Here is a 25,844-nt window from a genome sequence, read left to right on the forward strand (position 1 = left end):
AAATCGGGAGGACGGCACGTGAACGAAATTAGAATTGGCCTGGACGTCGGGACGACAGCGATCAAGGCAGCGGCCTATCGACCGGACGGCACCTGCGTGGCGCGGGCGGAGCGGAGCAACAAGGTCCTGCGGGCCGGTCCCGGTCAGGCGGAACAGGATATGGAGCAGGTCTGGCAAGGCGCAGTGTCGTGCCTGGCGGAGGTCGCGCAAAGCTGCGACGGTGCGACGATCCAGTCGGTCGGAGTTTGCGGTCAGGGTGATGGTCTGTGGGCGATGGACGCAGACGGGCGGCCGGTGGGCAACGCGATGCTGTGGAATGACACGCGCGCGGCGGCCGACTTGGAAGGGCTTGTCGATACCGATCGGACCGACGCCATCGGCAGAGGGTCAGGCACGTCGCTTTGGCCCGGCACATCCGCAATGCTGTGGCGCTGGCTGGAGGCGCAGCACGCTGATGTGGCCTCTCGGGTCGCCACCGTTTTCACCTGCGCCGACTGGATCGGCTATCGCCTGACAGGGGCGGTGGCGACGGACATGTCAAATGGGTCGATCCCTTTCATCGACCTTGATGCGCGTCGCTACAGTGACGAACAATTTGCGTCAGTCGACTGCGAGGGGCTGAAGACCCGGTTGGCATCCCCCCGTCGCGCCTCGGACCGGCTGGGCGGCCTGACTGCAGAAACCGCCCGCGCCACCGGGCTTCCCGAAGGATTGCCCGTCTCGGTGGGCACGCTCGATCTGGCGGCGATGATTGTCGGCATGGGCCTCGATCAGGCTGGCCAGACCATGCTGATCATGGGCACGACGGCGGTGGTCAACATCCTGACCGATGTGGCGGACCGCGTTCCGGTCCCCGTGGGCGCGTCAGCGCTGCACGCCACCAGCGACGCGATCATCCGCATTTTTGCCCCCTCAACCGGCGCGGCGGCGTTCGACTGGTTCGCCCAGTTGCATCCCAAAAGCCTAGGTGGCGACACACCCTCGGAAGTCGCGGCAAAGCTGAATGCCTTGGTGCAAAGCGTTCCGGTCGGTGCGAACGGGGTGACCTTCCTGCCGTATCTGAACGGCGAACGCGCGCCCTTCGTCGCTGCCGACATGACGGCGGCCTTCCACGGGATGCGCTCCGACACGACAAAAGCCGACCTGGGACGCGCGGTCATGGAAGGCACCGCTATGAGCCTGCGCCACTGCTTTGAAAGCCACTCCGGATTGCCGACAGAGCCTGTCCAGTTGACGGGCGGCGGGTCGCGCAACACGGTCTGGTGTCAGATCATTGCGGACATCATCGGTCAGGACGTGGTGGTCAGCCTGCAATCGGACCAAGGCCTGTGGGGGGCGGCCTGCCTTGGTGCAGCCGCCGCTGGCGCGGGCGATGCCATGTCCCTCGTGCGGCGCGACGAGGACACGACCACCTATGTGGCCGATCCCGAAAAACACGCCGCCTACAGCGCAGTCTACCGACGCTACGAGATGATCTCTTCCGCGATGCGGCGGCTGCAAAAAGACCTCAATTCAGTCAAGGACCCTTTGCCATGAGCAACATGATGAAAGCGGCGATCCAATACGCCATCGACGACATTCGCATCGAAGAGCGACCGGTCCCTGAAATCGGCCCCGGCGAGCTGCTGCTCAAGACCCGCGCCTGCGGGCTGTGCGGGGGCGAGACGATGGCGTGGTACAAGACGGAGCCAAAGGTCTTGGGCCACGAACCCTCGGGCGAGGTGGTCGAGGTGGGCGCCGGCGTGACCGACTACAAGATCGGCGACCGGGTGTTCGTGAACCATCACGTCGGTCGAGTGGACAGCCATCTGTCCCGCCGCGGCCACTTTACCCGCGACCCGTTCTACAAGACCATGAAGCTCGATCCCGGCGGCGTTTGCGAGTATTTCCGCGTCACAGCCCAGCACCTTGCGATGGACACGCACAAGCTGCCCGACAGCATCTCGGATGAGGCCGCCGTCACCATTGAACCCTGGGCCTGCGTGCTGTCCGGGCTCAAACGCTGCATGATCCAGCCGGGTGATACCGTGGCCGTGGTCGGCGCGGGCTTCATGGGGCAGGGCTTCGTGCATCTCGCGCCGCTGTTCGGGGCTGGCAAGGTGGTGGCGCTGGATTTCTCGGACTGGCGGCTGGAGAAGGCAAAGTTCTTTGGCGCGACCCACACGATCAATCCCAAGACCGAGGATGCCGTCGAAGCGATGCGCGCGCTCAACAATGGGCGTCTGGCCGATACGGTGATCGTTATCGCGCCGTTCCCCTCTGCATGGGATCAGGCGCTTGCCCTGACCGAAGTCGGCGGATGCCTGCATCTGGGCGCGCCGATGCCGCCCGACACGGACTGGGTGCAAAGCGGCCACAAGGCCTATTTCGACCAGATCACCATCACCTCTCGCTACAGCTCGGATCATACGGACACCTACAGCTACATCCGCTTGCTGGAAGCTGGCCGGATCAAGGCCGAGGAGGCTATTTCGCACCGCTTTGACATCAACGACAGCGCAGAGGCGTTCAAGATGCTGGTCGAAGCCGAAAAATCCCTGAAGATCGTCGTCTATCCCCACGGAATCCCCGATAGCAAAAAGGATCAGGCTCATGCTTGAGGCGCTGAAGGAACTCGTCTGCGAACAAAACCACGAACTGCCTGCCAATGGGTTGGTGGTCGGGTCTGGCGGCAATGTTTCCGGCAGGGACCCTGAAACAGGTCTGGTCGTTATCAAGCCCTCCGGCGTGAAATTCGCCAAGCTCACGCCCGACACGATGGTCGTTGTCGACCTCGACGGGAACGTGGTCGAGGGGACGGCCAAACCCTCCGTCGATACCGGCATCCACCTGTACATCTATCGCAACCGCGCGGATGTTTTCGGCGTCGCGCACACCCATTCGCCCTATGCCAGCAGCTTTGCCGCGCGGGGCGAACGCATTCCTGCAGTGATGACGCCGATCACCCACATGCTGGGCCGCGACGTGCCCTGCTCGCGGTACGCGACGCCGGGCGAAGTGGACACCGGAGAGGCCATCATAGAGGCCGCGGAAGGGGGCTGGGCGGTGCTCGTCAAGGCGCATGGCGTCTTCACCATGGGGCGCGACGCAAAAGAGGCCACGTCAAACGCGATGTATCTCGAAGAGGCTGCCATGACGACGCATCTGGCCATGACCCGCGGCCCGGTCGAGGAATTGCCACGCCAGGAAATCGAACGCTGCTATGACTGGTTCCGCAAAAACTATGGGCAATCCGGCAGCAAAATCGTTAAAGATTGATGGATGAATAAGCCCTCGAAACTCCCCACCGTCAAAAGCGACAAGGATGCGCTCCTGTCCAACATCGCCTTGCTGTACTACGGCGAGGGCCTGACACAAAGCGAGATTGCCAAGCGATATAAGCTGTCGCGGGTCACAATCGTCAATATGCTGCGCGATTGCCGGGAGCGGGGCATCGTCGAGATCCGTGTCGACGGGCAGCATTTGGCAGCCTCCAGCCTGTCGCGCGACCTGTGTGAGAAATACAGTCTGCAGGACGTCTACATTGCCGTAGACGGGATCGAGGACGGCTCGACCCGCCGCAGCGATAAGCTGGCACAGGTGGCGCGTGTCGCCTCGATGGCCATTCTCGACATCGTCGAACCCGGCGACCGGATCGGCGTCGCCTGGGGCGAGACCATTGCAGCGGTCGCCAATGCCATGCCGCGAAACTCCGTGCCCGGGACGCAGGTGTGCCAGCTTATCGGCTCGCAGGAATCCGCGCGCGTCCCGGCATCCGAGATCTGCGCCATCGAAGTGGCCAACAAGCTGGGGGCCCAGTGCCATACGCTCCACGCCCCCGGCATCGTATCCAGCGCGGAACTGGCCAGCGCTCTGAAGTCCGAAGTCACGATTCAAACCCAGCTGGCGCGGCTGTCGAGCCTCGACATGACCATTGCCGCCGTCGGTCACCTGGGCCGCGACACCCACATGGCCGCCGCCGACATCGCCTCAATCGCAGAGCTGGAAGCCGCCAGGCATCAAGGTGCCGCAGGGATCATTTGCTGCCGCTACATCGATGGAAACGGACAAGAAATTCGCACAGCCCCCTACGATCGGATCATCGCGGCTTCGATCAATGATATCAAGGCAGCCCCCAAGAAACTGCTCGTCGTCTGCGGCAACGATCGGTTGGATGCGACCCGCGCCGCAATCCATGGCGGGCTCGTCACCCATCTTGTGGCCGACCGAGAGCTCGCCGAAGCCCTGATCAACGGCTAGGACGTGGTCAGGGCATCGCGCCTCTGGACCCTGCTTCGGGGCACCTCAATAGGCTGCGTCGCAGCACGCCATGGCAAACCCGGCGCGGCCACACAGCCACAGTCCCTTTCATCACAGCTATCCAATTTGCTGCGCTCTCAGATGTTCGCGCAGTCGCCCTGACCGGCATAGCTTTGTGGGGCTGGGCATACCGGTAGATACGGTTGTTTGATGAAAATACCGCAAAACCGGTATCTTTTGCTGAAGCGATGCTTACAGTTCATGCTCGTAAGTGCCTTGCAGGGAGCCAGAGCATAATGCCGTCGCCGACTGACAAGCACCGAGTGTCGTTCGCCGCCGTTGCTGTTGGATTCGGGCTGTGTCTGCTCGTGATGCTGGGCATTACGTCCGGCAAAAGGTACATTGAAATCACCCGAACCAATATAGAGGTCTCGCGCCTTTTCCTTCGGCTGGAACAGACCATCGGTTACGACGGGTTTATACACAATTTCAAGAATTTCGTCCTGCGCCCGGATGAACCGATCTTTCAGGATCGTGCTAAGACCGATCTCGCAGAGGTTCTCGAGACCATCGAAGAGATAAGTCGCCTCGCGAGCGACCTTGGCATTTCTCATGATCTGAACGCCGTGTCGGATACTGTGCGCGAATATGGCAGCACGCTCGACCGCATCCCGGTTCTGTGGGCGGAGGGCCTGAGCAGCCAGGACATAGACGAAATCGTTCGCGTGTCGGACGTTTCTGCAAGTGCCGCAATTGAGAGTTTCCAGACGAAGGTAGAAAGCGATTTTGTCCGAAGGCAACTATTGTTTTCAGCGATATTTATAGTGGCCATCGCTTCTCTTATCGTTCTCCTGGCAGCACTGCTGTTTTTTCAAATTGTCCTCAAACGCAAGTCCCAGGCGCATGCCGAGGAAATCGAACAACGTGCCGAAACCCTTCGAAAGGCCGAGAATCTGGCGCGGCTTGGACGATGGGAAAGCAACCTGAAGGACCGGGTGATATGGTCGGAATCCACCCGTCGCATGCTCGGCGTTGATGCGGAGAAGTTCGGCGAATCCAGGGAGTTTGCCTGGGATCTCGTACATCCCGAGGATCGCGGCAAACTGCGCATGGCGATGCGCAAGGCCATCGAGGGCAACGGTCATTTCTCATGTCTTCATCGCATGATACGTCCTGACGGACAGACAATTATCGTAAATGACATCGGTGAACCCATGCTGAACAAGCGCGGTGAAATCACGGGCTTCAGCGGGACAATCCAAGATGTGACCCAGATCGTCGAACTGGAGGATCGACTGCGTCAGGCTCAAAAAATGGAAGCGATCGGACAGCTTGCCGGTGGTGTGGCGCATGACTTCAACAATCTCCTCGCAATCATCCTCGGCAACCTCGAACTGCTTGTCGAAGCGGACAACAAGGACGATGTGCATCGACACGCAAAAATTGCTCTGGATGCCACCAACAGGGGGGCAAGCCTGACCCGCAATATTCTTGGCTTCGCGCGCAAATCCAATCTTCATGTTGAGCCTACGAACCTCAACGACCTGCTGCGCAAAAGCAATGCGATGGTTGAGCGTATCCTGCCTGCGACGATATCCATTGAAACCGCTTTGTCGGCGGGCCTCTGGCCAGTCGACGTGGACCGCGATCTGGCGCAGAACGCGATCCTGAACTTGATCCTGAATGCGCGCGACGCAATGCCGAAGGGCGGCCGTATCACCATCGAGACGGCAAACGTCCGCATCGACGATGACTACATTGACAGCCGTGGCGAGGAAATCGAACCGGGCCGCTATGCGATGATCGCCGTCAGCGACACCGGAAACGGCATTAGTCCTGAGAACATGAAACGCGTCTTCGAGCCGTTCTTCACCACCAAAGCGCCAGGGCAGGGGTCTGGCGTCGGTCTCTCCATGGTGATGGGGTTCATGCGCCAATCCAAGGGCACCATCCTAGTGTATTCCGAGCTGGGAATTGGCGCGACCTTCAAGCTCTATTTCAAAACCGGAAAAAGCATTGCGCCACCTGAGTCGCTGCCCGAGGAGAAGGCAATCGCTACGGATCAGGGCACAGGCGCGCGCATCCTCGCGGTCGAAGACGAGGCGGACGTCCTCGCCACCATTGAGGAAACCCTGACAAAGGCCGGTTTCGAGGTGATGACCGCACGGTCCGGTGACGAGGCTCTCTCGCTATGGGGCGACACCGAAGAATATGATCTTCTGCTCACCGACATCGTGATGCCAGGCAGCCTTCAAGGCACGCATCTTGCCAAGAAACTCCGCGAACGGAGGCCGGATTTGCCGGTTGTTTTCATGTCTGGTTATGCGTCGGAGGCCGCAGTGCATGGCAATGGTGTCTATCCAGAAGATGGTCGCCTGATGAAGCCTGTTGCACGATCCAGCCTGATCAGTACCATCAACACAGTTCTGCAAAGTAGCAGGAAAACAGATACGAAGAAGGAAGAGACAGACTGATATCCAACGCGAATATCCGTTACACTGCGCAAGACCTCGGAAACTATTGTAAACGACTTCTACGGCGTGATGCGCCGCAATTCGTATTCGGTTCTAGTAGACAGAGGAGCAACCCCGCCACATGTCGGAGGGAGCATTTAAAATCTTCATCGCAGATGACAATCGGGAATTTGCGAACTTTTGCGCGGAAGTTGCGCGAAAAGAAGGATGGATCCCCACTGTGTGTTGCGATGGACTGGAACTTCTCAGGTCACTCGAGGGCGAGGAAGATCCTGTTCTGATAATCTGCGATTTGAATATGCCACACCTCGACGGCATAGCTGTTGCACAAGCATTGCCCGAAAAAACTTCGGCCCGGCGCATCCGTTTCATTACGGGCGGTGCCGAAGCAAACGCGCTCGCGGCACGCCTCATTGCCGATGCGCGTGACCTCGCCGTCGGGCGCTTCCTGCTCAAACCAATCTCGGTCGCCCATTTGCGCGAGATTCTGGAATTTGAGCGCGCCGCCTTGAGTAAGTTGACGTCTTGAGTTTCTGCCCCACCGGGCCGTGCTGATAAGATCCTATCCGTACGACGTCGATGTGGCCAAATCAATCGAAATGACCCTCAAAGCAGTGCGTTCGTACTGCTGGTTGTCCCGGTCATGCCCACCTTGCGATGGATCTGACAACACGTGTGACCTGCGACTTCAGCCGGATCAGAGAAGGCGATAGGTTTCCCATGCGGTCGGCGCGTCACGCTCTGACCTGATCCGAAAACCTGTGGCACCAACACAAAAGCCGCCCCAAAAGGAGCGGCTTGATTCACGCGATAAGGTAAAACTTAGCTCTGCTGTGTCGCAGGTTGTGCAGCCGCCGCGCCGCCGGGCGCTGCGCGGGTCTTGCCGCCGTTGAGCGGATCGTCCTGACGTTGCACGGATCCTTCGAAATGGGCGCCGGACTCGATCGCGATCGTCTTGTGGATGATGTCCCCTTCTACGCGCGCGGTGGCGGTCAGGCGAACTTTCAGGCCACGAACACGACCGACGATACGACCGTTTACCACCACATCGTCGGCGATGACTTCGCCCTTGATGGTGGCGCTTTCGCCGATGGTCAGCAGGTGCGCACGGATGTCGCCCTCGACGGTGCCTTCGACTTGAACGTCGCCGGTTGTCTTGATGTTGCCAGTGATGTGCAGGTCAGCGGACAGCACGGATGCCGGCGGTTTCGCCTTTGGCGCGGAGGACGCCTTGTACTCGCCTGCGGACGATTTGGGCGATTCGGACACCGACGGCTTGGCCGCAGTATCGTTGCCGGGACCGGGTTCGTTGATTTTGCTCTTAGAAAACATCGTTCGCAGCCTTGATATAAGTCATCGGATTGACAGGATTACCGCCGACGCGGACCTCATAATGAAGATGGGTCCCGGTCGACCGTCCAGTGTTCCCCATATCACCGATGCGTTGCCCGCGCGAGACCCTTTGGCCGACCTTGACGCGAATTTTCGATTGGTGTGCATAGCGGGTTTCGATGCCGAACTCGTGCTGGATTTTGACCAGACGGCCATAGCCCGACGACCAGCCCGCGTGCACGACGACACCATCCGCGGTGGCGTAGATCGGCGTGCCATGCGGCGCGGCGAAATCGGTACCCGCGTGCAGGCGGCCCCAGCGGCGACCAAACCCGGAGGTGAAGCGGAACGGATCTTTCAGCGGGGAGGCGAAAGGCGCCTTTTGTGCGGCAATGCGATACAGGTTCAGCCGGTCCATCTGGTTCAGGATGCGGTTGGCGCGCAATGTATCGGCGGAGGGCTCATCCCCACGGGTGGAGAAGGACAGCGGCGCCATCGGGCCACCCTGACCGGAGTAACCTTTGCGCACTTGGTTCAGGATGGTGTCCGGGTCCATGCCGGCTTTTTCGAACATCTTGTCGAGCGGCTTGACCGAGACGGTCATGGCATCTTCGAGCTGACGGAAAATCGTGTCATTCTTGTCCTGCATCTGCTCGATCTCGGCCTGCATTTCTGCGGCGCGGATCAAGGAAGCCTGTGCATCGGCAACCACCTGGTCGCGTTCGGCGGCTGTGCGGGCGAGGGCATCGGACAGGATGTCCATGGTGCTGTCGTCCTGTGCGCCACCGGCCACTTCGACGTCTCCACCTTCGATCTGATCCTGCAGGTTGGTGAGTTGGTCGGAAAAGTTCTCGCGGTCCTTCATCGTCTCGCGCAGCGTCGCCTGGATCACGTCGATCCCGGTTTCCAGCTCGCGGCGACGGGTTTCCGAATTCAGAAGCTCCGTCTGCATGGAGGAAATCTGCTTGAGCGCCGCGTTGAAGCGGTTTTGCGCCGCCAGCGCTTCTGCGGCGCGGCTGTCGCGTTCACCGGACAGCGCGTTGAGACGCTGCTGATAGGTGATCTGCTCTCGCTTTGCCTGTTCGCGGAAGTTGCCCGCGCCGATGGAATCCATCAGCAGGATGGCCGTTGCAATGGTGGTCCAGGACACCACCAGAACAGCCCCGGTAAAGGCCACCGCCTGCGTGCCCGACTTCAGCCGGATAAATCGCGTATCAGTGTCGGATCGGAGAAAAAGTCGGCGTTCCGGAAAGAATCGCTCTAGAATTGCATGTGTCTTGATTGCCAGACGAGTACGCACTCTGACCGTCCCTTTATTGTCCCCATTAAAGGCGAAAGGTCCCCCAACCCAGCCTCAAGGACAGGGCTTATCCACCGAGGGCAGTTGGCGCAACTTTTTTGGGCCAAGTGGACCGAGACACCGGCGAGTTGACGCCAAATGGGCGAAAATTCGCCGATTCTCAGCGGAATCAACGGGTTCGGTTAGGGGTATCTTCAGACAGTGGCCAGTAGAAGTCGGGTGGCAGACCTGCTTCGGCGCGTTTTTCATCGTTGAACGGTGGTTTCAGCGCGCCTTTGAAATACCGTCGCACCAATCTGTGAAAGGCCTCTTTGGGGTCTTCATCATGGCGTCCGCACAGGAAGTGAAACCATTTCGACCCATATGCGACATGGCCGACCTCCTCGGCGTAGATGGTGTTCAGCGCCTCGACTACAGAGGTCGCCTTGGCCTTCTCGAACAGGGCGATCATGCCCGGCGTGACGTCCAGCCCGCGCGCCTCCAGGACCATGGGCACCACGGCGAGCCGCCCCATGAAGTCATCCACCGTGTCCTCGGCGGCACGCCACATTCCGGCATGGGCGGGCAGGGCCCCGTAATAGCTGTCCATCTCTTCGAGGCAGTCGCACATCAGGTTGAAGTGCTTGCTCTCTTCATCGGCGGCTTTGACCCAATCGTCGTAATACCCAAGCGGCATCTTCACATGGGCAAAGCGCGGGATGATGTCCCAATGCAGGTCAACGGCGTTCAGCTCGATATGCGCCACCGCGTGAATCAGCGCCAGCCGCCCCTGCGGGCTGCCCGGTTTGCGCTTTGGTACGTCGCGCGGGTTGAGCAGTTCGGGTTTCTCCGGCCGCGACGGGCGCAGCGGCGGCGTGGCCTCTCCCACGGGGAGGGGCGTGCCGGCCTCGCGGGCGGCGAACCATTGCGCGGCATAATCTCGGGACTTCGCGGTTTTCTCGCGACCGTCTGCGGTGGTCAGAACATCCACCGCCATTTGGGAAAGCGTCATCATGCGCGCGATGTGCCACGGGCGCGGCGCGCAACGCAACGCCCATGTTGATAACGCCCCCCCATGACGGCTCACATGGCCCGCGCGGCCTCCAGCACCTCTTCGGTGTGGCCGGGCACTTTGACCTTGCGCCATTCCCGCACCACCTGACCCGCGCCGTCGATCAGGAACGTCGACCGCTCGATGCCCATGAAGGTTTTGCCGTACATCTTCTTTTCCTTGAAGACACCCAGCCGCTCCGACAGGTCGCCGTCTTCGTCAGAGATCAGCGGCACGGTCAGATCCTTTTTCTTCATGAATTTTTCATGGCTGGCGATAGAATCCTTGGAAATGCCGAACACCTTCACACCCAGTGCCTCGAACTCCGGCAGCAGCGCGGTGAAGGCTTCGTTTTCCTTCGTGCAGCCGGAAGTGTCATCGCGTGGATAAAAGAACAGCACGTAAGCAGCCCCCTTCAGCGCGTCGGAGGAGACCTCGCCGTTGGTGGCGGGCAGGGTGAATGCGGGGGCCTCGAAAGGCGTCTGTTCGCTCATGCGTGTAAACCTTGCTTGAAGTGATCTATGATGGACGGCACAGCCGATGCATAACGGACAATAACGCGACAGGCACGGGCTTCCAGTGAGCGATGACACTCTGACAGAAAAACCGCAAAAGCGGCGTGGGCGCAGGGCTTTGCTCTGGGGCCTTGGCGTGCTGTTGGCTATGACGGGTATTCTGGTCGCCGGCGGCTGGTACATGATCGGACGCGAGGTCGCCGCGCCGCCATGGCTGCGCGAGAAGATCGAAAAGCGCATCGCGCAAAGCACACCTGGCATCGACATCGACTTTGGCCGGATGAGCCTTCGGGTCGAATCCGACGGTCTGGCGCGCGTCATCTTGTGGGATGTCGCGCTGCGCAATGATCTGGGCGTGCTGGTCGCTGAGGTCAACGACGTCGAGGCGGCGATTGCACCGGTGTCGCTTCTGGATCGGCAATGGCAATTGCGTGAAGCGCGTATTTCCGGAGCCTTCGTGACGTTGCAACGGGATGAGACAGGGCGCATCGGTCTTGCCCTCGGCGATGCCTTCGCGGCTGGAACCCAGGTGCCCGATATTGGCCAGATCATCGCGCAGATTGACCGGATGGCCGAGGACCCAAGGCTGGCGCAGCTCGATCTGTTTCAGGCGGATGCGCTGACCTTACGTTACGAGGATCTGCGCGCCGGTCGGGGCTGGACCGCTGACGGTGGCCGCTTGCGGGTGACGCGCGAACGTCAGGCGCTGCGCATCGCGGGCGATGTGGCGCTGCTGTCCGGCGGGGCAGGTGTGGCGACCGTGGAACTCGCCGCCTCCAGCAATATTGGCGAAACGGCAGTCGACTTCGGCATGACTCTGGACGGTCTGGCCTCCAACGACATCGCCACCCAAAGCCCGGCGCTCGCATGGCTCGACGCCCTGGACGCCCCGATCTCCGGCAGCCTGCGCTCCTCGCTTGGCAGTGATGGTGCATTGGGTGAAATGCGGGCGACGCTGGAAATTGGCGCGGGGGTTTTGCAACCGCGTCAGGAAACCACGCCGCTGAAATTCGACGAGGCGCGTACCGCCTTTGTTTACGATCCGCGCGCGGGGCTGCTCCGCTTTGATGAGATCCGCGTCAGGTCAAATCTGCTTCAGGTCGAAGCCTCCGGTGTCACTCAGCTCGAAGGGCTTGAACAGGGGTGGCTCAGTGGCATGACCGGGCAGTTCACCTTTGGTGACATCGCCGTGGCCAAAGGACCCATGATGGAGCGACCCATCGCGTTGTCAGGTGCCGACGTCGCCTTTCGCCTCGGGCTAAAGCCGTTTCGCGTCGACCTTGGATCGTTGCGCATCACCGACCCGCAATTTCCGGTCACCGCAACCGGCTGGATCGAGGCCGCACCCGAGGGCTGGGCGGCGTCCGTCGACACTCAAGTGGCCCGCACGACCCCACAACAGGTGCGCGATTTCTGGCCTGCCAAGCTGAACCCCAGGCCCCGGAAATGGGTGATGGAGAACCTGCTTGATGGCGAGGTCCGCGATGCAACCTTTGCGCTTCGGCTCGAACCCGGCATGCCCAAGCCAGAGACCTTCCTCGACCTGAGTTTCATCGACGGACGCGTGACCTATGCGCCGGGTCTGCCCGAGGTCAGTGGCGGGGCGGGTCGCCTGACCATCTACGACGGGCGTCTGGGCTTGCGTCTGGATCGTGGTCACATCGACATGGGCGATGCGGGGGAGGTCGCGCTGGACGGCTCTGTCTTCGTGATCCCGGATCTGAAACAGCGCCCCGCCACCGGCCAGTTGGAGCTGATGGCCGAAGGCCCGCTAGAGGCTGTGCTGACCTATGTGGACAACGACAAATGGCGCGTTCTCAGCAAGGCGGGTCGCACACCGCAACTGGCCACCGGGCGGGCAACGGTGCGGGGCCGTGTGTCCATCCCCCTGCGCAAGGGGCTGACGTTCGCGGATATAGACCTCGCCTTGACCGGTCAGCTCTCTGACCTCGAAAGTGACAGCATCGTGCCCGGGCGACGCCTGCGCGGCGAGGCGCTCGATGTGACGTTGAACAACGACGCTTTGGCCGTGGCGGGTGGGGTTAGCTTTGATGGCATCCCGGCTGACGGGCAGTGGCGACAGACATTCGGCGGCGGTGGGTCCACTGTGACGGCAAAGGTCACGATCACACCCGACAGCCTTGCGACCCTTGGCATTCGCTTGCCCGATGGGATGTTGCGCGGCAAGGGCACCGGCGATCTGACGCTGACCTTGCCGCCGGGCGGCGCGCCGCGTTTCGTGGTGGAAAGCGATTTGGCCGGTCTGGCATTGGCTATCCCCCAGATCGGCTGGTCCATGTCCTCCGGCACGCGCGGCAAGTTCCGCGTGGCGGGCCGCCTCGGGACACCGGTGGAAATCGACGAGATGACGCTGACAGGCGGCGGGCTCGACGCCGTTGGCCGCGTGGTTCTGAACGCGGCTGGGGCCTTTGATCGGCTGGAGCTGACCCGCCTGCGTGTCGGCAAGTGGCTGGATGTGGCGGGGCGTCTGCGTGCGCGGGGCCGGAACGCCGCCCCTGCGGTGGAGATCACCTCCGGCAAGGTCGATCTGCGCGACGCGCCCATTGGCTCCGGCGGCGCGGGCGGTGGCGGCACCACAGGCGGCGGCGCGCCGATCACGCTGGCGCTCGACAGCCTGCGCGTCACCAACACCATCGAGCTGCGCGCGTTCCGCGGCAACTTCGACACCACGGGCGGACTGTCAGGCAACTTCAGCGCACAACTCGGCGGCGAAGCACCCGTGGGGGGCGAGGTCGTGCCCCAGAACGGGGGCAGCGCCTTCCGCATCCGGGGCGAGGACGCGGGCGACATCCTGAAGGCCGCAGGCCTTCTCAAAACCGTGCAGGACGGCACCTTCAGTCTCGATCTGGCCCCGGTGCGCGGTCAGACGGGCAGCTTCGATGGCCTGCTCAAGGTCGCGGGCGCCCGGCTGCAAAAGGCGCCGACCATCGCCTCGCTTCTGGATGCGATTTCCGTGGTGGGGATTCTGGACCAACTCAACGGCCCGGGGATCTTCTTTTCCGATGTGGAGGCGCGCTTTCGCCTGACCCCCGGCCAGGTGATCCTGACACAAAGCAGCGCGGTCGGCCCGTCCATGGGTATTTCGCTGGACGGATACTACAATCTGACCTCGGGCGAGATGGACATGCAGGGCGTGCTCTCTCCGATTTACGTGGTGAATGCGGTTGGGCGGCTGTTCTCGCGCAAGGGCGAAGGGCTGATTGGTTTCAACTTCACCCTTGGCGGCACGGTGGCCGCCCCGAGCGTTTCGGTGAACCCGCTTTCCGCCTTGACCCCGGGCATGTTCCGCGACATCTTCCGCCGCCCGCCACCAGAGCTGTAATGCTTTCTTTTTTCTCAAATTTCAAAAGGCTAGCCGATGAAGTTGAGCGATTTTGACTTTGATTTGCCGGAACGGCTGATCGCAACCCGTCCGGCGCGGCCACGGACCTCGGCGCGTTTGCTGGTGGCGCAACGCGACGGGCTGACCGATGCGCGCGTGTCTGACCTTGCGCAATGGCTGCGGCCCGGTGACCGGCTCGTTCTGAACGACACCAAGGTTATCCCCGCACGACTGTTCGGCACACGTCGCCGCATGTCAGAGCAGGGCGAAACCTCGGCCCAGATCGACGTGACCCTGCTGGAGCCGCGCGCCGATGGGCTGTGGGCCGCGCTGCTCAAGCCGTTGAAAAAGGTCCGCGACGGCGAGGTGATCCGCTTTTCCGACAGCTTGTCCGCGACGGTCGAAGGGCGCGAAGACGGGCAGGGGCTGTTGCGCTTCAACCTTGTGGGCGAGGATTTTGATGCCGCGCTGAACAACGCCGGGGCGATGCCGCTGCCGCCTTATATTGCGGCCAAACGGCCTGCCGATGCGCAGGATCACGACGACTACCAGACCGTCTGGGCACGCAATCGCGGCGCTGTGGCCGCGCCAACCGCGTCCTTGCATTTCGATGACGCGCTGCTGGCCGAGCTTTCAGCCATGGGCGTGACCTTCACCCATGTCACGCTGCATGTGGGCGCGGGCACCTTCCTGCCGGTGAAGGTCGAGGACGTGACCACCCACAAGATGCACGGCGAATGGGGCGAGGTCACGCCACAGGCCGCCTCCGAGATCGCCGCCACCAAGGCCGCAGGCGGGCGCGTGATCCCCGTCGGGACCACCGCGCTGCGCCTGATCGAAAGCGCGGCCCGGCAGGGAACGATTGCGCCTTTCGAGGGCGTCACCGACATCTTCATCTATCCCGGCTTCACATTTCATGTGTCTGACGCGTTGATGACCAACTTTCACCTGCCGAAGTCGACCCTGCTCATGCTGGTCTCGGCCTTGGTCGGGCAGGACCGTGTCCGCGAGATTTATGACCATGCGGTAACCAATGATTACCGATTTTTCTCGTATGGCGATGCATCCTTGCTGATCCCCTGAAATCGTCCCTCACGATGTCCGGCGGGCGGCGTTTTTCGCCGCGATTGGTCGCACATTGACATCGAATCGTGACATGGGTCGCATAGGGCCAACCGACAGCCGCCGCACTCCGGCAGGCTAGATAAAAGGAATTGACGCGATGTTAGGCGTTTTGGAAAATTCATGGGCGCTCCTGCTTGGGATGTTGCTCTTGATGGTTGGCAACGGTTTGCAGGGCTCCCTGCTGGGTGTGCGCGGGGCCGAGGCGGGCTTCTCCTCGGGGACCATGTCCATTGTGATGTCGGCCTACTTCGCCGGCTTCCTCTTTGCATCGAAAATGGCGCCAGAGTTGATCCGGCGCGTGGGACACGTCCGGGTCTTTGCTGCGCTCGGATCGTTCATTTCCGCCGTGCTGATCTTGTTTCCGGCGTTGCAGCATCCTGCCGCCTGGGTGTTGGGGCGTCTGGTGCTCGGCTTTTGCTTTTGTGGCGTCTACGTGACCGCCGAAAGCTGGCTGAACAACACCGCCAGCAACGAGACGCGCGGGCAGACGTTGTCTGCCTACATGATCGTGCAAATGGCCGGGATCATCATCGCGCAGGGCTTGCTTTTGGTGCCTGACGTGTCTGGCTTCCTGCTCTTCATCATCCCATCCGTGCTGGTTTCCATATCGTTTGCGCCAATTCTGCTGTCGATTTCACCAACGCCGGCTTTTGAATCCACCAAGCGTATGACGCTCAAACAGCTTTACGCGATCTCTCCGCTGGGGATGGTGGGCATATTCTTGCTGGGCGGCGTGTTTGCCGCACAATTCGGCATGGCAGCGGTCTACGCGACCGAGGCCGGCATGACCCTCGTGCAGACATCCATCTTTATCGCGGCCTTCTATGTGGGCGCGCTCATCATGCAGTATCCGCTGGGCTGGATTTCCGACCGGGTCGACCGCCGCGGGCTTGTGCTGGTGGTGGCGGCTGGGGGCGCGGCCGCCGCGGTCATGGGCGTCATTGTCAGCAACTTCTGGATGATCTCGTTCGCCGCGCTCGTCATTGGTGGCGCGTCCAACCCTCTGTATTCATTGCTGATTGCCTACACTAATGACTTTATGGAGGTTGAGGATATGGCCGCTGCCTCCGCCGGTCTGTTGTTCATCAACGGTGTCGGCGCCATCACCGGCCCGCTGATTATCGGTTACGTCATGCAGTGGGCGGGACCGGCGGCCTTCTTCGCGCTGATTGCGGGTCTTCTGACAATGGTGTCTGCCTACGCCGCGTATCGGATGACACAGCGTCCGGCGCCTGATGTGGACCAGACCGGGGCCTATGCGCCGCTGGCACCGCAAAGTTCGCCAATGGCCATGGAGTTCGCGCAAGAATATTTCATAGATCAGGCTGAAGAGGACGAATAATTACGCCGGCACTCTTGCGTTTTTGTTAGAATGTGACAGGAATTGTGATTAGGCAGGGCAGAGACGCTGTGCGTAACGTGGTGCGACTGACGACAGGACCGCTCAGGAGGATGACATGGTGGGGCCGGAAGAAATTCTTGCGTTTTGGTTGGACGACGTCGGACCCGAAGGCTGGTACAAACAGGACGAAACGCTGGATGCCACAATCCGGGACCGCTTTGGCAAAACCTGGGAAGGGCTGATGCAGGGGCGGTTCGGCCTTTGGCTGACATATCCCTCCGGCGTTTTGGCCTACATCATCCTTGCGGACCAGTTCCCGCGCAACATGTTCCGGGGCGACGGCAAATCCTTTGCTTCGGACCAGATTGCATTGGCCGCCGCCAAGCAGTCCATTCACCGTGGCTGGGATCAGAAAATCGACGAACCGTCGCGGCAGTTCTTTTACCTGCCATTGATGCACTCTGAAAACCTGTGCGATCAGGACCGCTGTGTGCGCTTGATGAAAGAGCGGATGCCAGAGGGTGGGGACAGCAACTTGCTGCACGCCCGGGTCCACCGCGAAGTTATCCGCATGTTCGGACGCTTCCCCTATCGCAACGAGGCTTTGTCGCGGAAGACCACCCAGGCGGAGGCCGACTACATGGCGCAGGGCGGCTACGCCCAGACGCTGCGCGAGATGCAGGCAGAGCGGGAAGCTGCCTGACCGCTCAGGGGCGGGGTCAACCCGCCCCGATGGGCTCCGAACCAACGAAAAGCGGTTGGGATTGGCAAAGATGCGGGCTAGCCTTGGGCCGGGACACCGGCAGGGAGGGCCGCAATGCAAACCTATGATATGGTGGTGATCGGGGCTGGCCCTGGCGGCTATGTTTGCGCGATCCGTGGCGCGCAGCTTGGGTTGAAGGTGGCCGTTGTGGAACGTGAACACCTTGGCGGCATTTGTCTGAACTGGGGCTGCATCCCGACGAAGGCGTTGCTGCGCTCTGCCGAAGTTTTCCACCTGATGCACCGCGCGGCCGAGTTCGGGCTAAGCGCGGAGGGTCTGAATTTCGACCTCGACAAGGTGGTCAAACGTTCACGGGGGATCGCAAGACAACTGAACTCTGGCGTTGGCCATTTGTTGAAAAAACACAAGGCGGACGTGATCATGGGCACGGCGCGGCTGGATGGGCCGGGGCGCGTGCGCATTGATGACAAAGTGCTGGAGTCCAAGGCCATCGTGCTGGCCACAGGCGCACGCGCCCGGGAACTGCCGGGCCTTGAGGCCGATGGCGACAAGGTCTGGACCTACAAACATGCGATGTCCCCGCCTCGGATGCCAAAGCGGCTTCTGGTGATCGGCTCCGGGGCGATCGGTATCGAATTTGCATCGTTTTACAACGCGTTGGGGGCCGACGTGACGGTGGTCGAAGTCATGGATCGCATCCTTCCGGTGGAGGATGCAGAGATCAGCGCCTTCGCCAAGAAGCAATTTGAAAAGCAAGGCATGACCATCCTCGACGGGGCCAAAGTTGCCGGTCTGGACCGCAGCGGTCCCGGCGTCGTGGCCAAGGTCGAGGTCGCCGGAGAAACGTCAAACCTTGAGGCGGATGCCGTGATCTCCGCAGTCGGCATTGTCGGAAATGTAGAAGATCTGGGTCTCGACACCATGGGTATATGCGTCGAGCGCAGCCATGTGGTGACCGACGCCATGTGCCGCACGGGGGCGGAGGGCATTTACGCAATTGGCGACGTGGCCGGCGCCCCTTGGTTGGCGCATAAAGCCAGCCACGAGGGCGTCATGGTGGCGGAGCTGATCGCGGGTGGAACCCCGCACGCCTTGGACCCGGACACCATCGCCGGATGCACCTATTGCCAGCCGCAGGTGGCCTCTGTCGGCCTGACGGAGGCGCAGGCACGTGAAAAAGGCATCGACGTGAAGGTCGGTCGCTTTCCCTTTATCGGCAACGGCAAGGCCATCGCCTTGGGGGAGCCGGAGGGCATGGTGAAAACCGTGTTTGACTCCGGGACCGGCGCGCTGCTCGGCGCGCATATGGTGGGGGCCGACGTCACCGAGCTGATCCAGGGCTACGTTATCGGTCGCCAGCTTGAGACAACGGAGGAGGACCTGATGCAGACCATCTTCCCGCATCCGACCCTGTCAGAGATGATGCACGAATCCGTTCTGGACGCATGGGACCGAGCCATTCATTTCTGAACCCCGACCTAGGCCTTGGCACCTTGCAGGCTGTCGATCATGTCGTGGACCTTCGGGGCGATCCAGTCCCACAGCGCGGGGGCGCCTGCTACGATCTTTGAGCCAACGGCCCTGTCGAACGTATCGCGCGTCACGTTGTATTCGACCCAGGACCCGCCGCCAGAGGCCAGGTTCTGGTTTGGCGGGTTGAAGCGGTCGAGCGATTTGGCAAAGCGCGCCTCGGGGCTCTCATTCGCCTCGAACTCGGACCAAAGCGCGCGCAACGGTTGCCCTTCCTCTCCGAGCAGGCCGAAAAGACGGTCGGCGGCTGCAATTTCGGCCGCCTCGATGGCCGCGGTATCAACCGCGCCAAAGACCGGAACGTCGCCCGCGTCGATTTCCACAAGATCGTGCAGCAGAAGCATTGTGATGACCTTGGCGGCATCGACGGGCTGCGGCGCATGTTCGGACAGGATCAGGGCATACAGCGCCACATGCCAGGAATGTTCTGCACTGTTTTCACGCCGCGCGCCTTTCAGCACCAGCGTGGCGCGGTTGACCCGCTTGAGCCGGTCAGCCTCCGCCAGAAAGGCGAGGCGGTTGTTCAGCGGCCCAGCGGCTGGCGCCTCACCGGCCATGAGCGCGCGTGTATGCGCGTCCAGAGCGGGCCAATCTTGGGCCATGCGCCGCGCGCGGCCTTCGGTCAGCGTATGTCCGGCGATTTCGGGGTGGTCAGGGTGCCATTGGGGCGCGCAAAAGACCTGCAAGATCGGCTGCATGTGATCGACGCGCTTGGCAAACACAGCTGTGGGGGTGGCGTTCTCCTCGAACTCCTGCCAAAGCGCGTGCAGATGTGCGCGCTGGTCCGGCGGCAATAGCCCGAACAGGCGCACCGCAGCGGCGTTTTCCTTGCGGGCGATCTCATGCGGGTCATGCGCCACGGCGACGGAGTGGTCGCCCGCGTCGATTTCCACAATGTCATGGATCAAAAGCATCTCGACGGCACGGCCCAGATCGCAGCCCTCGGGCATATCCGGCGCAAGGATCAGCGCCCACAGCGCCACATGCCAGCTGTGTTCCGCCACGTTTTCGGGCCGCGACAGATCGAGCAGCACGTTATGACGTTCCACACCCTTGAGCGCGTCAGCCTCGTCAAGGAAGGCCATTTGCCGGTCAAGCCGACGCAAGTCAGTGGGCTCAGTCATACCAGATCTCACAGGTGTTCGTTGTCGACGCCCGGGGCAATCGCGGTGGGGATGGCCTCACCCTTTTTCTTGGCCTCCAGCGCACGTTGCACATGGTCGGTCAGAAAGCTGCGGGCGCGACGCTCCGCCAGCCGGATACGCACCGCGGCGCGAAAGATCTCTTCGGAGGAGGGGGAAGATGCGCCCAGAACCGCTGCGACCTGATCGGGCAGGTTTTCATCACCCAGCGCATCCATGGCCTTGATGACATCCTGGGCAAGCTTGTCGGCAAGCTCATCGACTACAGACATGGCGGTCTCCGGTCACGGCTGACGCCGGGATGGCGTCAGCACAATGCTGGTCTGCCCGCGCTTTTAGCGGGAGTTTTCGGTCAAACGGCGCTTCACATACCCGCTGACGGAATCGATCATGTGTTCCATGTGCGGCTCTTCAAAGAAGTGGCCCGAGCCTTCGACTTCTTCGTGGGTGACGGTGATGCCCTTTTGTTCATGCAGCTTGTTCACCAAGGCGCGGGTATCCACAGGCGGGGCCACGCGATCGGCGGCGCCGTTGATCACCAGACCGGAGGCCGGGCAGGGCGCCAGGAAGGAAAAGTCATACATGTTCGCCGGGGGCGACACAGAGACAAAGCCGGTGATCTCCGGGCGGCGCATCAACAGCTGCATGCCGATCCAAGCTCCGAACGAGAAGCCCGCGACCCAGCAGTGCTTTGAGTTCTGGTTCATCGACTGCAGATAATCGAGCGCGGAAGCCGCGTCAGACAGCTCACCGACGCCTTGGTCGTATTCGCCCTGCGACCGGCCGACGCCGCGGAAATTGAACCGCAGGACCGTAAAGCCCATGTTATAAAAGGCGTAATGCAGGTTGTAGACCACCTTGTTGTTCATCGTCCCGCCGAACTGAGGGTGCGGGTGCAAAACGATGGCGATTGGTGCATCGCGGTCTTTTTGCGGGTGGTAACGGCCTTCGAGACGACCTTCGGGTCCTGGAAAAATGACCTCGGGCATGGGTGCGCGCGGCTCCTGAAATTGGTGCGCCTCAAGGGGCGGTGCGATCGGGACCGGGAAATCTTGACGAGTTCACTCGGCTACTTTAGAAGCGTTCCAAAGAGGGCCATGCGGCCGGAACGGGCTTTGGTGCAGATATGCCTTTGCGCGGGCGAGGTCAATTGGCCCGCACGTCTGTGTCATGTTTCGAGCGGTTTGCGTGTCAGCGATGCTACGGGCGCGTGAGGGCGCAGGGGGAGACGGAATGAAACTAAGCACGAAGGGCCGCTACGCGATGGTGGCGCTGGTCGATATCGCTTTGCAGCCTGCCGACACGCTCGTGACGCTTGGCGACGTGTCGAAGCGGCAGGATTTGTCATTGCCCTACCTGGAGCAACTGTTCGTCAAACTGCGGCGCGCCGGGTTGGTGGAGTCGGTGCGCGGTCCGGGCGGCGGCTACCGTCTGGCGCGCCCAACGTCAGAGATTCGCGTGGTCGAGGTGCTCGGCGCGGTAGATGAAACCGTCGACGCCATGCACAAGGGCGCAGGGGCGTCCGGCGGACTCAGCGGGTCCAAGGCCCAGTCGATGTCCAACCGCCTGTGGCAATCGCTGTCGGCGCATGTCTACGTGTTCCTGCATCAGACCCGTCTGTCGGACGTGGTCGATGCCGGGCTTGTGCCCTGTCCCGCCGTCCCCGCGTTGTTTGATGTCGTCCAGGAAGACGGGTAAGGCGTGGCGTCTTGACGAAGGGGCTTCGGATGCGCGGTGCCCGCGGGATTGTTGAGACCTTGTGAAAGCAGAAAACAGGAGCGCGGCGCGTTCCGGAGAATAGAGAATTGAAACGGGTTTACTTCGATCACAATGCAACCACGCCGCTGAGGGCTGAGGCACGCGCGGCCATGGTTGCGGCTATGGATGTGGTGGGCAACCCGTCGTCGGTGCATGCCGAAGGACGCGAAGCGAAGTCACTCGTCGAGCGCGCGCGCGCGCAGCTCGCGGCGCTGGTGGGCTGCAAGGTCAATCAGGTCATTTTTACAGGCTCTGCGACGGAGGCTGCGGCCTTGGCCGTGGCGCAAAAGGCGCGACATGGCGGACGGTTCGGGGCCTTGGAAACAGAACATGACGCGGTGCATGTGTGGAGCGATACGCCGCTTCCCGCCATCCATGACCGTGATGGTCAGTTCGATGAGGCCGCATTTGGCGAAATCAAGAACTGGATCATGCAAGGCGGCCCGACGGAATGGTCAGCCGATCACGGCCGTGTTGCCTTGCTGGCGATTTCGGGTGCAAACAGTGAAACCGGCATCATGGCAAAGAACGGTACCGTGGTGCCGAGCGGTCGGGTGAACGCCTCGCCGGCCGGATCTTTGCCATATTCGGTGCTGTGCGATGTGACGCAAATGGCTGGCAAAGTGCCGATCATTTATGAGGCAGAGACGCCGTCCTATATGATCCTCTCGGCGCACAAGCTTGGTGGACCAAAGGGCGTCGGCGCTCTGATCAATTTCACCGCCGACGACCCTGAGGCGATGCTGAAGGGGGGCGGGCAGGAAATGGGCCGACGCTCGGGCACCGAAAACACCATTGGCATCGCCGGATTCGGCGCCGCGGCAGAGGCTGCCGCCCTTGATATCGCGGAAGATCGCTGGGCGCAGACCGAGAAACTTAGAAACATTCTAGAAAACGAGATTGCAGATACGGCGAAAGAGACTATTTTTGTCGGGAAGGGCGCGCGGCGGTTGCCGAACACCTCGTGCTTTGCCACGCGGGGATGGAAGGGCGAAACCCAGGTCATGCAAATGGACCTTTCGGGTTTTGCCGTCAGCGCCGGATCGGCCTGTTCTTCAGGTAAGGTCCGGGCCAGCCGCGTGTTGCGCGCCATGGGATACGGCGATGACATCGCCAGTTCAGCCATCCGGGTCAGCCTGGGGCTGGACACGACTGAAGACGATGTGTCGCGCTTTGTCGAAGCGTGGCGAAAGAAATACCAGCGGTTCCGCGAACGAGCCGCATGAGAGAGGAAACGCGCATGTCCATGACCGAAGACGTCAACGTCAAGGAAGGGGTCGACCAGCAAACGGTCGATGCCGTCAAGGATGTCTCCACCTATAAATACGGCTGGAACACCGATATCGAGATGGAATACGCACCGAAGGGGCTGACCCCTGACATCGTGCGTCTGATCTCTGAGAAGAATGAAGAGCCGGAGTGGATGACCGAATGGCGTCTGCAAGCCTACGAGCGTTGGCTCCAGAAGGAAGAGCCCACATGGGCCATGGTCGATTATCCGAAAATCGACTTTCAGAACCAGTATTACTATGCCCGCCCCAAGAGCATGGCAGAGAAGCCGAAGTCGCTTGACGACGTCGACCCCAAGCTGCTGGAAACCTACAAGAAACTTGGTATTCCGCTGAAGGAGCAAATGGTTCTCGCAGGCGTCGAAGGGGCAGACGCTGCGCCGGCCGAGGCCAAGGAAGGCGAGCGTCGCGTTGCGGTTGATGCGGTGTTCGACTCCGTCTCCGTCGGGACAACCTTCCAGAAGGAGCTGCGCGCAGCTGGCGTGATCTTCTGCTCGATCTCAGAGGCGATCCGCGAGCATCCCGAGCTTGTGAAGAAATACCTCGGCTCGGTCGTTCCCGTGTCGGACAACTTCTACGCGACGCTGAACTCTGCGGTGTTCTCTGATGGCTCATTCGTCTACGTGCCGCCGGGTGTGCGCTGCCCGATGGAGCTGTCCACCTACTTCCGCATCAACGCCGAAAACACCGGCCAGTTCGAGCGGACGCTGATCATCGCGGACAAGGGCAGCTATGTGTCCTACCTCGAAGGGTGCACCGCGCCGCAGCGCGACACCTCGCAGCTGCACGCCGCCGTCGTCGAGATCATCGTCGAAGAAGACGCCGAGGTGAAATATTCCACCGTTCAGAACTGGTATCCCGGTGACGAGAACGGCAAGGGTGGCATCTACAACTTTGTGACCAAGCGCGCGGATTGCCGCGGCGACCGGGCCAAGGTCATGTGGACCCAAGTGGAAACAGGTTCTGCGGTGACGTGGAAGTATCCCTCCTGTATTCTGCGCGGCGAGGAAAGCCAGGGCGAGTTCTACTCCATCGCCATCGCGAACAACCACCAGCAGGCCGACACCGGCACGAAGATGGTTCACCTGGGCAAGAACACCCGCTCGCGCATCGTGTCCAAGGGCATCTCCGCAGGCGTGGCACAGAACACCTATCGCGGTCTGGTGTCGATGCACCCAAAGGCCAAGGACTCGCGCAACTATACCCAATGTGACTCGCTGCTGATCGGCGACAAATGCGGGGCGCACACGGTGCCGTACATCGAGGTAAAGAACAACTCGAGCCGGGTGGAACACGAGGCCACCACCTCCAAGGTGGATGACGACCAGCTGTTCTACTGCCGCCAGCGCGGCATGGATGAGGAAGAGGCCGTCGCGCTTGTGGTCAACGGGTTCTGCCGCGAAGTGCTGCAAGCGCTGCCGATGGAATTCGCCATGGAAGCGCAACAGCTTGTGGCGATTTCGCTCGAAGGGTCCGTGGGCTGACGCCTCTGGCAGGTCGGGGACACGCCCGACCTGCCACACAGCAAGCAGAAGGACGATCACTATGGGGGGACCTTTGGAATTGCCGAAACCCGGTGGCGCGGCCAGCGACTACTTTGACGTGACCGAAGCTCTGGAGGCTTTGACGTCGGGTGCGGCAATGACATTCCCCCCAATGCAAGCGACCCGCACGCGGATCGGTGATCGCGATTTGTCGTTTTTCACGAATTACCACGCGGATCCTATTCAAAAGTCCCACCGAAAAGGTCTGTTTTACGAACACGAAGATCTGTCCGAAGTGGCAAAGCTCCTTCCCGATGCGCCGCGTGTCTTGGATGTCGGGGCCAATGTTGGGAACCATTCGCTGTTCTTTGCCACGCAGTGCGGCGCGCAAAGGATCGTGGTGATCGAACCCAACCCTTTGGCGCTCGCGCCGCTGGTGGCAAATGTTGTCTTCAACCAGCTGACTGACGTGATCGGGATGGAGGCCCTGGGCGTCGGCCTTGGCGCGCAATCCGAGGGTGGTTTGTTCATGCGCACGCGCACCCGCAATCTCGGTGGGACCAGAATGCAACGGGGCAAAGACGGGACACTCGAAGTCCACGCCGGCGATGCTCTCTTCGCGGATGAAACGTTCGACCTTATCAAGATCGATGTGGAAGGCATGGAAATGGACGTATTGGCCGGCCTCGCGCAGACGATCGATCGCTGCCGTCCTTTGCTTTTTGTCGAAGTCGATGATGCGAACATTGCGGCATTCAAAAGCTGGTGCGACCTGCATGGTTACGTCACCCGCTACGAACAGCGCCGTTATAGGGCGAATATGAACTTCCTTGTTGAAGCTGCGGGAGCCCGCTCATGATTGTGACCACAACACCAAACGTCGAAGGCCACGTGATCGCCGAATACAAAGGCATCGTCACGGGGGAGGCGATCCTGGGCGCGAATGTGTTCCGCGATCTCTTCGCCGGCATCACGGATATCATCGGCGGCCGCTCCGGGGCCTACGAGGCATCGCTGGGCGAGGCGCGCGAGACCGCGCTGAACGAGCTTGAGCAGCGGGCACGGGACGCAGGCGCCAACGCGGTGGTGGGCGTAGACCTTGATTACGAGGTGATCAACAACATGCTGATGGTTTCGGCCTCCGGCACAGCCGTGGTCTTGGGCTGATCTTTTGGTTAGGGGGTTTGGGCTGAAACGGGACGTGATCTTGTCATCTT

Annotated in this window: 23 protein-coding genes; 16 read left to right on the plus strand and 7 right to left on the minus strand. The window is 61.3% G+C overall.

Features of this window, described 5'->3' with window-relative positions; translation table 11 throughout:
* The first annotated feature begins 18 nt into the window (after positions 1–18).
* The 6 genes from J4E08_RS11610 (at position 19) to J4E08_RS11635 (ending at position 7,242) form a co-directional block, all read left to right on the plus strand.
* Positions 19–1,536 carry an FGGY-family carbohydrate kinase gene (locus J4E08_RS11610; RefSeq protein WP_349538637.1) on the plus strand — a complete coding sequence of 506 codons (1,518 nt, stop codon included), beginning with the start codon at positions 19–21 and terminating at the stop codon, positions 1,534–1,536.
* The gene (locus J4E08_RS11615) at positions 1,533–2,600 is read left to right on the plus strand and encodes a zinc-binding dehydrogenase (RefSeq protein WP_349538638.1); all 1,068 of its coding nucleotides are present in this window, start codon (positions 1,533–1,535) and stop codon (positions 2,598–2,600) included. The genes J4E08_RS11610 and J4E08_RS11615 overlap by 4 nt, the downstream gene beginning before the upstream one ends.
* The gene (locus J4E08_RS11620) at positions 2,593–3,258 is read left to right on the plus strand and encodes a class II aldolase/adducin family protein (RefSeq protein WP_183967341.1); all 666 of its coding nucleotides are present in this window, start codon (positions 2,593–2,595) and stop codon (positions 3,256–3,258) included. Before J4E08_RS11615 ends, J4E08_RS11620 begins: the two co-directional genes overlap by 8 nt.
* 3 nt (positions 3,259–3,261) lie before the next feature.
* Positions 3,262–4,239 carry a sugar-binding transcriptional regulator gene (locus tag J4E08_RS11625; RefSeq protein ID WP_349538639.1) on the plus strand — a complete coding sequence of 326 codons (978 nt, stop codon included), beginning with the start codon at positions 3,262–3,264 and terminating at the stop codon, positions 4,237–4,239.
* 203 nt (positions 4,240–4,442) lie between these two features.
* A complete protein-coding gene (locus J4E08_RS11630) occupies positions 4,443–6,713 on the plus strand; it encodes a response regulator (protein ID WP_349538640.1) in 2,271 nt (756 codons plus the stop codon).
* 121 nt (positions 6,714–6,834) lie between these two features.
* Positions 6,835–7,242 carry a response regulator gene (locus J4E08_RS11635; protein ID WP_349538641.1) on the plus strand — a complete coding sequence of 136 codons (408 nt, stop codon included), beginning with the start codon at positions 6,835–6,837 and terminating at the stop codon, positions 7,240–7,242.
* 293 nt (positions 7,243–7,535) lie between these two features.
* Here J4E08_RS11635 and J4E08_RS11640 read toward each other — a convergent pair whose 3' ends face one another.
* From J4E08_RS11640 to J4E08_RS11655, 4 genes are all read right to left on the minus strand, one after another.
* Positions 7,536–8,045, minus strand: coding sequence for a bactofilin family protein (locus J4E08_RS11640; protein ID WP_183967349.1), 510 nt, complete (start codon positions 8,043–8,045; stop codon positions 7,536–7,538).
* Complete coding sequence (locus tag J4E08_RS11645) at positions 8,035–9,345, minus strand: DUF5930 domain-containing protein (RefSeq protein WP_183967351.1); 1,311 nt, start codon at positions 9,343–9,345, stop codon at positions 8,035–8,037. The genes J4E08_RS11640 and J4E08_RS11645 overlap by 11 nt, the downstream gene beginning before the upstream one ends.
* A gap of 169 nt (positions 9,346–9,514) precedes the next feature.
* Complete coding sequence (locus J4E08_RS11650) at positions 9,515–10,339, minus strand: ferritin-like domain-containing protein (RefSeq protein ID WP_349538642.1); 825 nt, start codon at positions 10,337–10,339, stop codon at positions 9,515–9,517.
* Between the two features lie 68 nt (positions 10,340–10,407).
* On the minus strand, positions 10,408–10,869 hold the full coding sequence (locus J4E08_RS11655) for a peroxiredoxin (protein ID WP_349538643.1): 462 nt from the start codon (positions 10,867–10,869) through the stop codon (positions 10,408–10,410).
* A gap of 85 nt (positions 10,870–10,954) precedes the next feature.
* On the opposite strand from J4E08_RS11655, the gene J4E08_RS11660 reads away from it, so the two are divergent.
* The 5 genes from J4E08_RS11660 to lpdA all read left to right on the plus strand — a co-directional run bounded on the left by J4E08_RS11660 (position 10,955) and on the right by lpdA (position 18,894).
* Positions 10,955–14,233, plus strand: coding sequence for a YhdP family protein (locus J4E08_RS11660; RefSeq protein ID WP_349538644.1), 3,279 nt, complete (start codon positions 10,955–10,957; stop codon positions 14,231–14,233).
* Between the two features lie 36 nt (positions 14,234–14,269).
* On the plus strand, positions 14,270–15,316 hold the full coding sequence (gene queA, locus J4E08_RS11665) for a tRNA preQ1(34) S-adenosylmethionine ribosyltransferase-isomerase QueA (protein ID WP_349538645.1): 1,047 nt from the start codon (positions 14,270–14,272) through the stop codon (positions 15,314–15,316).
* A 139-nt stretch (positions 15,317–15,455) separates the two neighbouring features.
* A complete protein-coding gene (locus J4E08_RS11670) occupies positions 15,456–16,700 on the plus strand; it encodes an MFS transporter (protein WP_349538646.1) in 1,245 nt (414 codons plus the stop codon).
* Between the two features lie 115 nt (positions 16,701–16,815).
* Complete coding sequence (locus tag J4E08_RS11675) at positions 16,816–17,403, plus strand: DUF924 family protein (RefSeq protein WP_349538647.1); 588 nt, start codon at positions 16,816–16,818, stop codon at positions 17,401–17,403.
* A 114-nt stretch (positions 17,404–17,517) separates the two neighbouring features.
* Complete coding sequence (gene lpdA / locus J4E08_RS11680; protein WP_349538648.1) at positions 17,518–18,894, plus strand: dihydrolipoyl dehydrogenase; 1,377 nt, start codon at positions 17,518–17,520, stop codon at positions 18,892–18,894.
* A gap of 8 nt (positions 18,895–18,902) precedes the next feature.
* On the opposite strand, the gene J4E08_RS11685 is transcribed toward lpdA, so the two are convergent.
* The 3 genes from J4E08_RS11685 to J4E08_RS11695 all read right to left on the minus strand — a co-directional run bounded on the left by J4E08_RS11685 (position 18,903) and on the right by J4E08_RS11695 (position 21,085).
* Positions 18,903–20,078: an HD domain-containing protein gene (locus J4E08_RS11685; RefSeq protein WP_349538649.1), complete on the minus strand. Its 1,176-nt coding sequence runs from the start codon at positions 20,076–20,078 to the stop codon at positions 18,903–18,905.
* 8 nt (positions 20,079–20,086) lie between these two features.
* Complete coding sequence (locus J4E08_RS11690) at positions 20,087–20,368, minus strand: hypothetical protein (RefSeq protein WP_183967367.1); 282 nt, start codon at positions 20,366–20,368, stop codon at positions 20,087–20,089.
* Positions 20,369–20,431: 63 nt separating this feature from the next.
* Positions 20,432–21,085 carry an alpha/beta hydrolase gene (locus J4E08_RS11695; protein WP_183967369.1) on the minus strand — a complete coding sequence of 218 codons (654 nt, stop codon included), beginning with the start codon at positions 21,083–21,085 and terminating at the stop codon, positions 20,432–20,434.
* 244 nt (positions 21,086–21,329) lie between these two features.
* On the opposite strand from J4E08_RS11695, the gene iscR reads away from it, so the two are divergent.
* From iscR to J4E08_RS11720, 5 genes are all read left to right on the plus strand, one after another.
* Positions 21,330–21,794 carry a Fe-S cluster assembly transcriptional regulator IscR gene (iscR, locus tag J4E08_RS11700; protein ID WP_183967371.1) on the plus strand — a complete coding sequence of 155 codons (465 nt, stop codon included), beginning with the start codon at positions 21,330–21,332 and terminating at the stop codon, positions 21,792–21,794.
* Between the two features lie 107 nt (positions 21,795–21,901).
* Positions 21,902–23,080, plus strand: coding sequence for a cysteine desulfurase family protein (locus tag J4E08_RS11705; protein WP_349538650.1), 1,179 nt, complete (start codon positions 21,902–21,904; stop codon positions 23,078–23,080).
* Positions 23,081–23,094: 14 nt separating this feature from the next.
* Positions 23,095–24,627, plus strand: coding sequence for a Fe-S cluster assembly protein SufB (sufB, locus tag J4E08_RS11710; RefSeq protein ID WP_183967375.1), 1,533 nt, complete (start codon positions 23,095–23,097; stop codon positions 24,625–24,627).
* A gap of 61 nt (positions 24,628–24,688) precedes the next feature.
* Positions 24,689–25,486, plus strand: coding sequence for an FkbM family methyltransferase (locus tag J4E08_RS11715; RefSeq protein ID WP_349538651.1), 798 nt, complete (start codon positions 24,689–24,691; stop codon positions 25,484–25,486).
* On the plus strand, positions 25,483–25,794 hold the full coding sequence (locus J4E08_RS11720; protein ID WP_349538652.1) for a heavy metal-binding domain-containing protein: 312 nt from the start codon (positions 25,483–25,485) through the stop codon (positions 25,792–25,794). Before J4E08_RS11715 ends, J4E08_RS11720 begins: the two co-directional genes overlap by 4 nt.
* Positions 25,795–25,844 lie beyond the last annotated feature (50 nt).

The organism is Sagittula sp. NFXS13, assembly GCF_040148795.1.
GTDB classification, from domain to species: domain Bacteria; phylum Pseudomonadota; class Alphaproteobacteria; order Rhodobacterales; family Rhodobacteraceae; genus Sagittula; species Sagittula marina.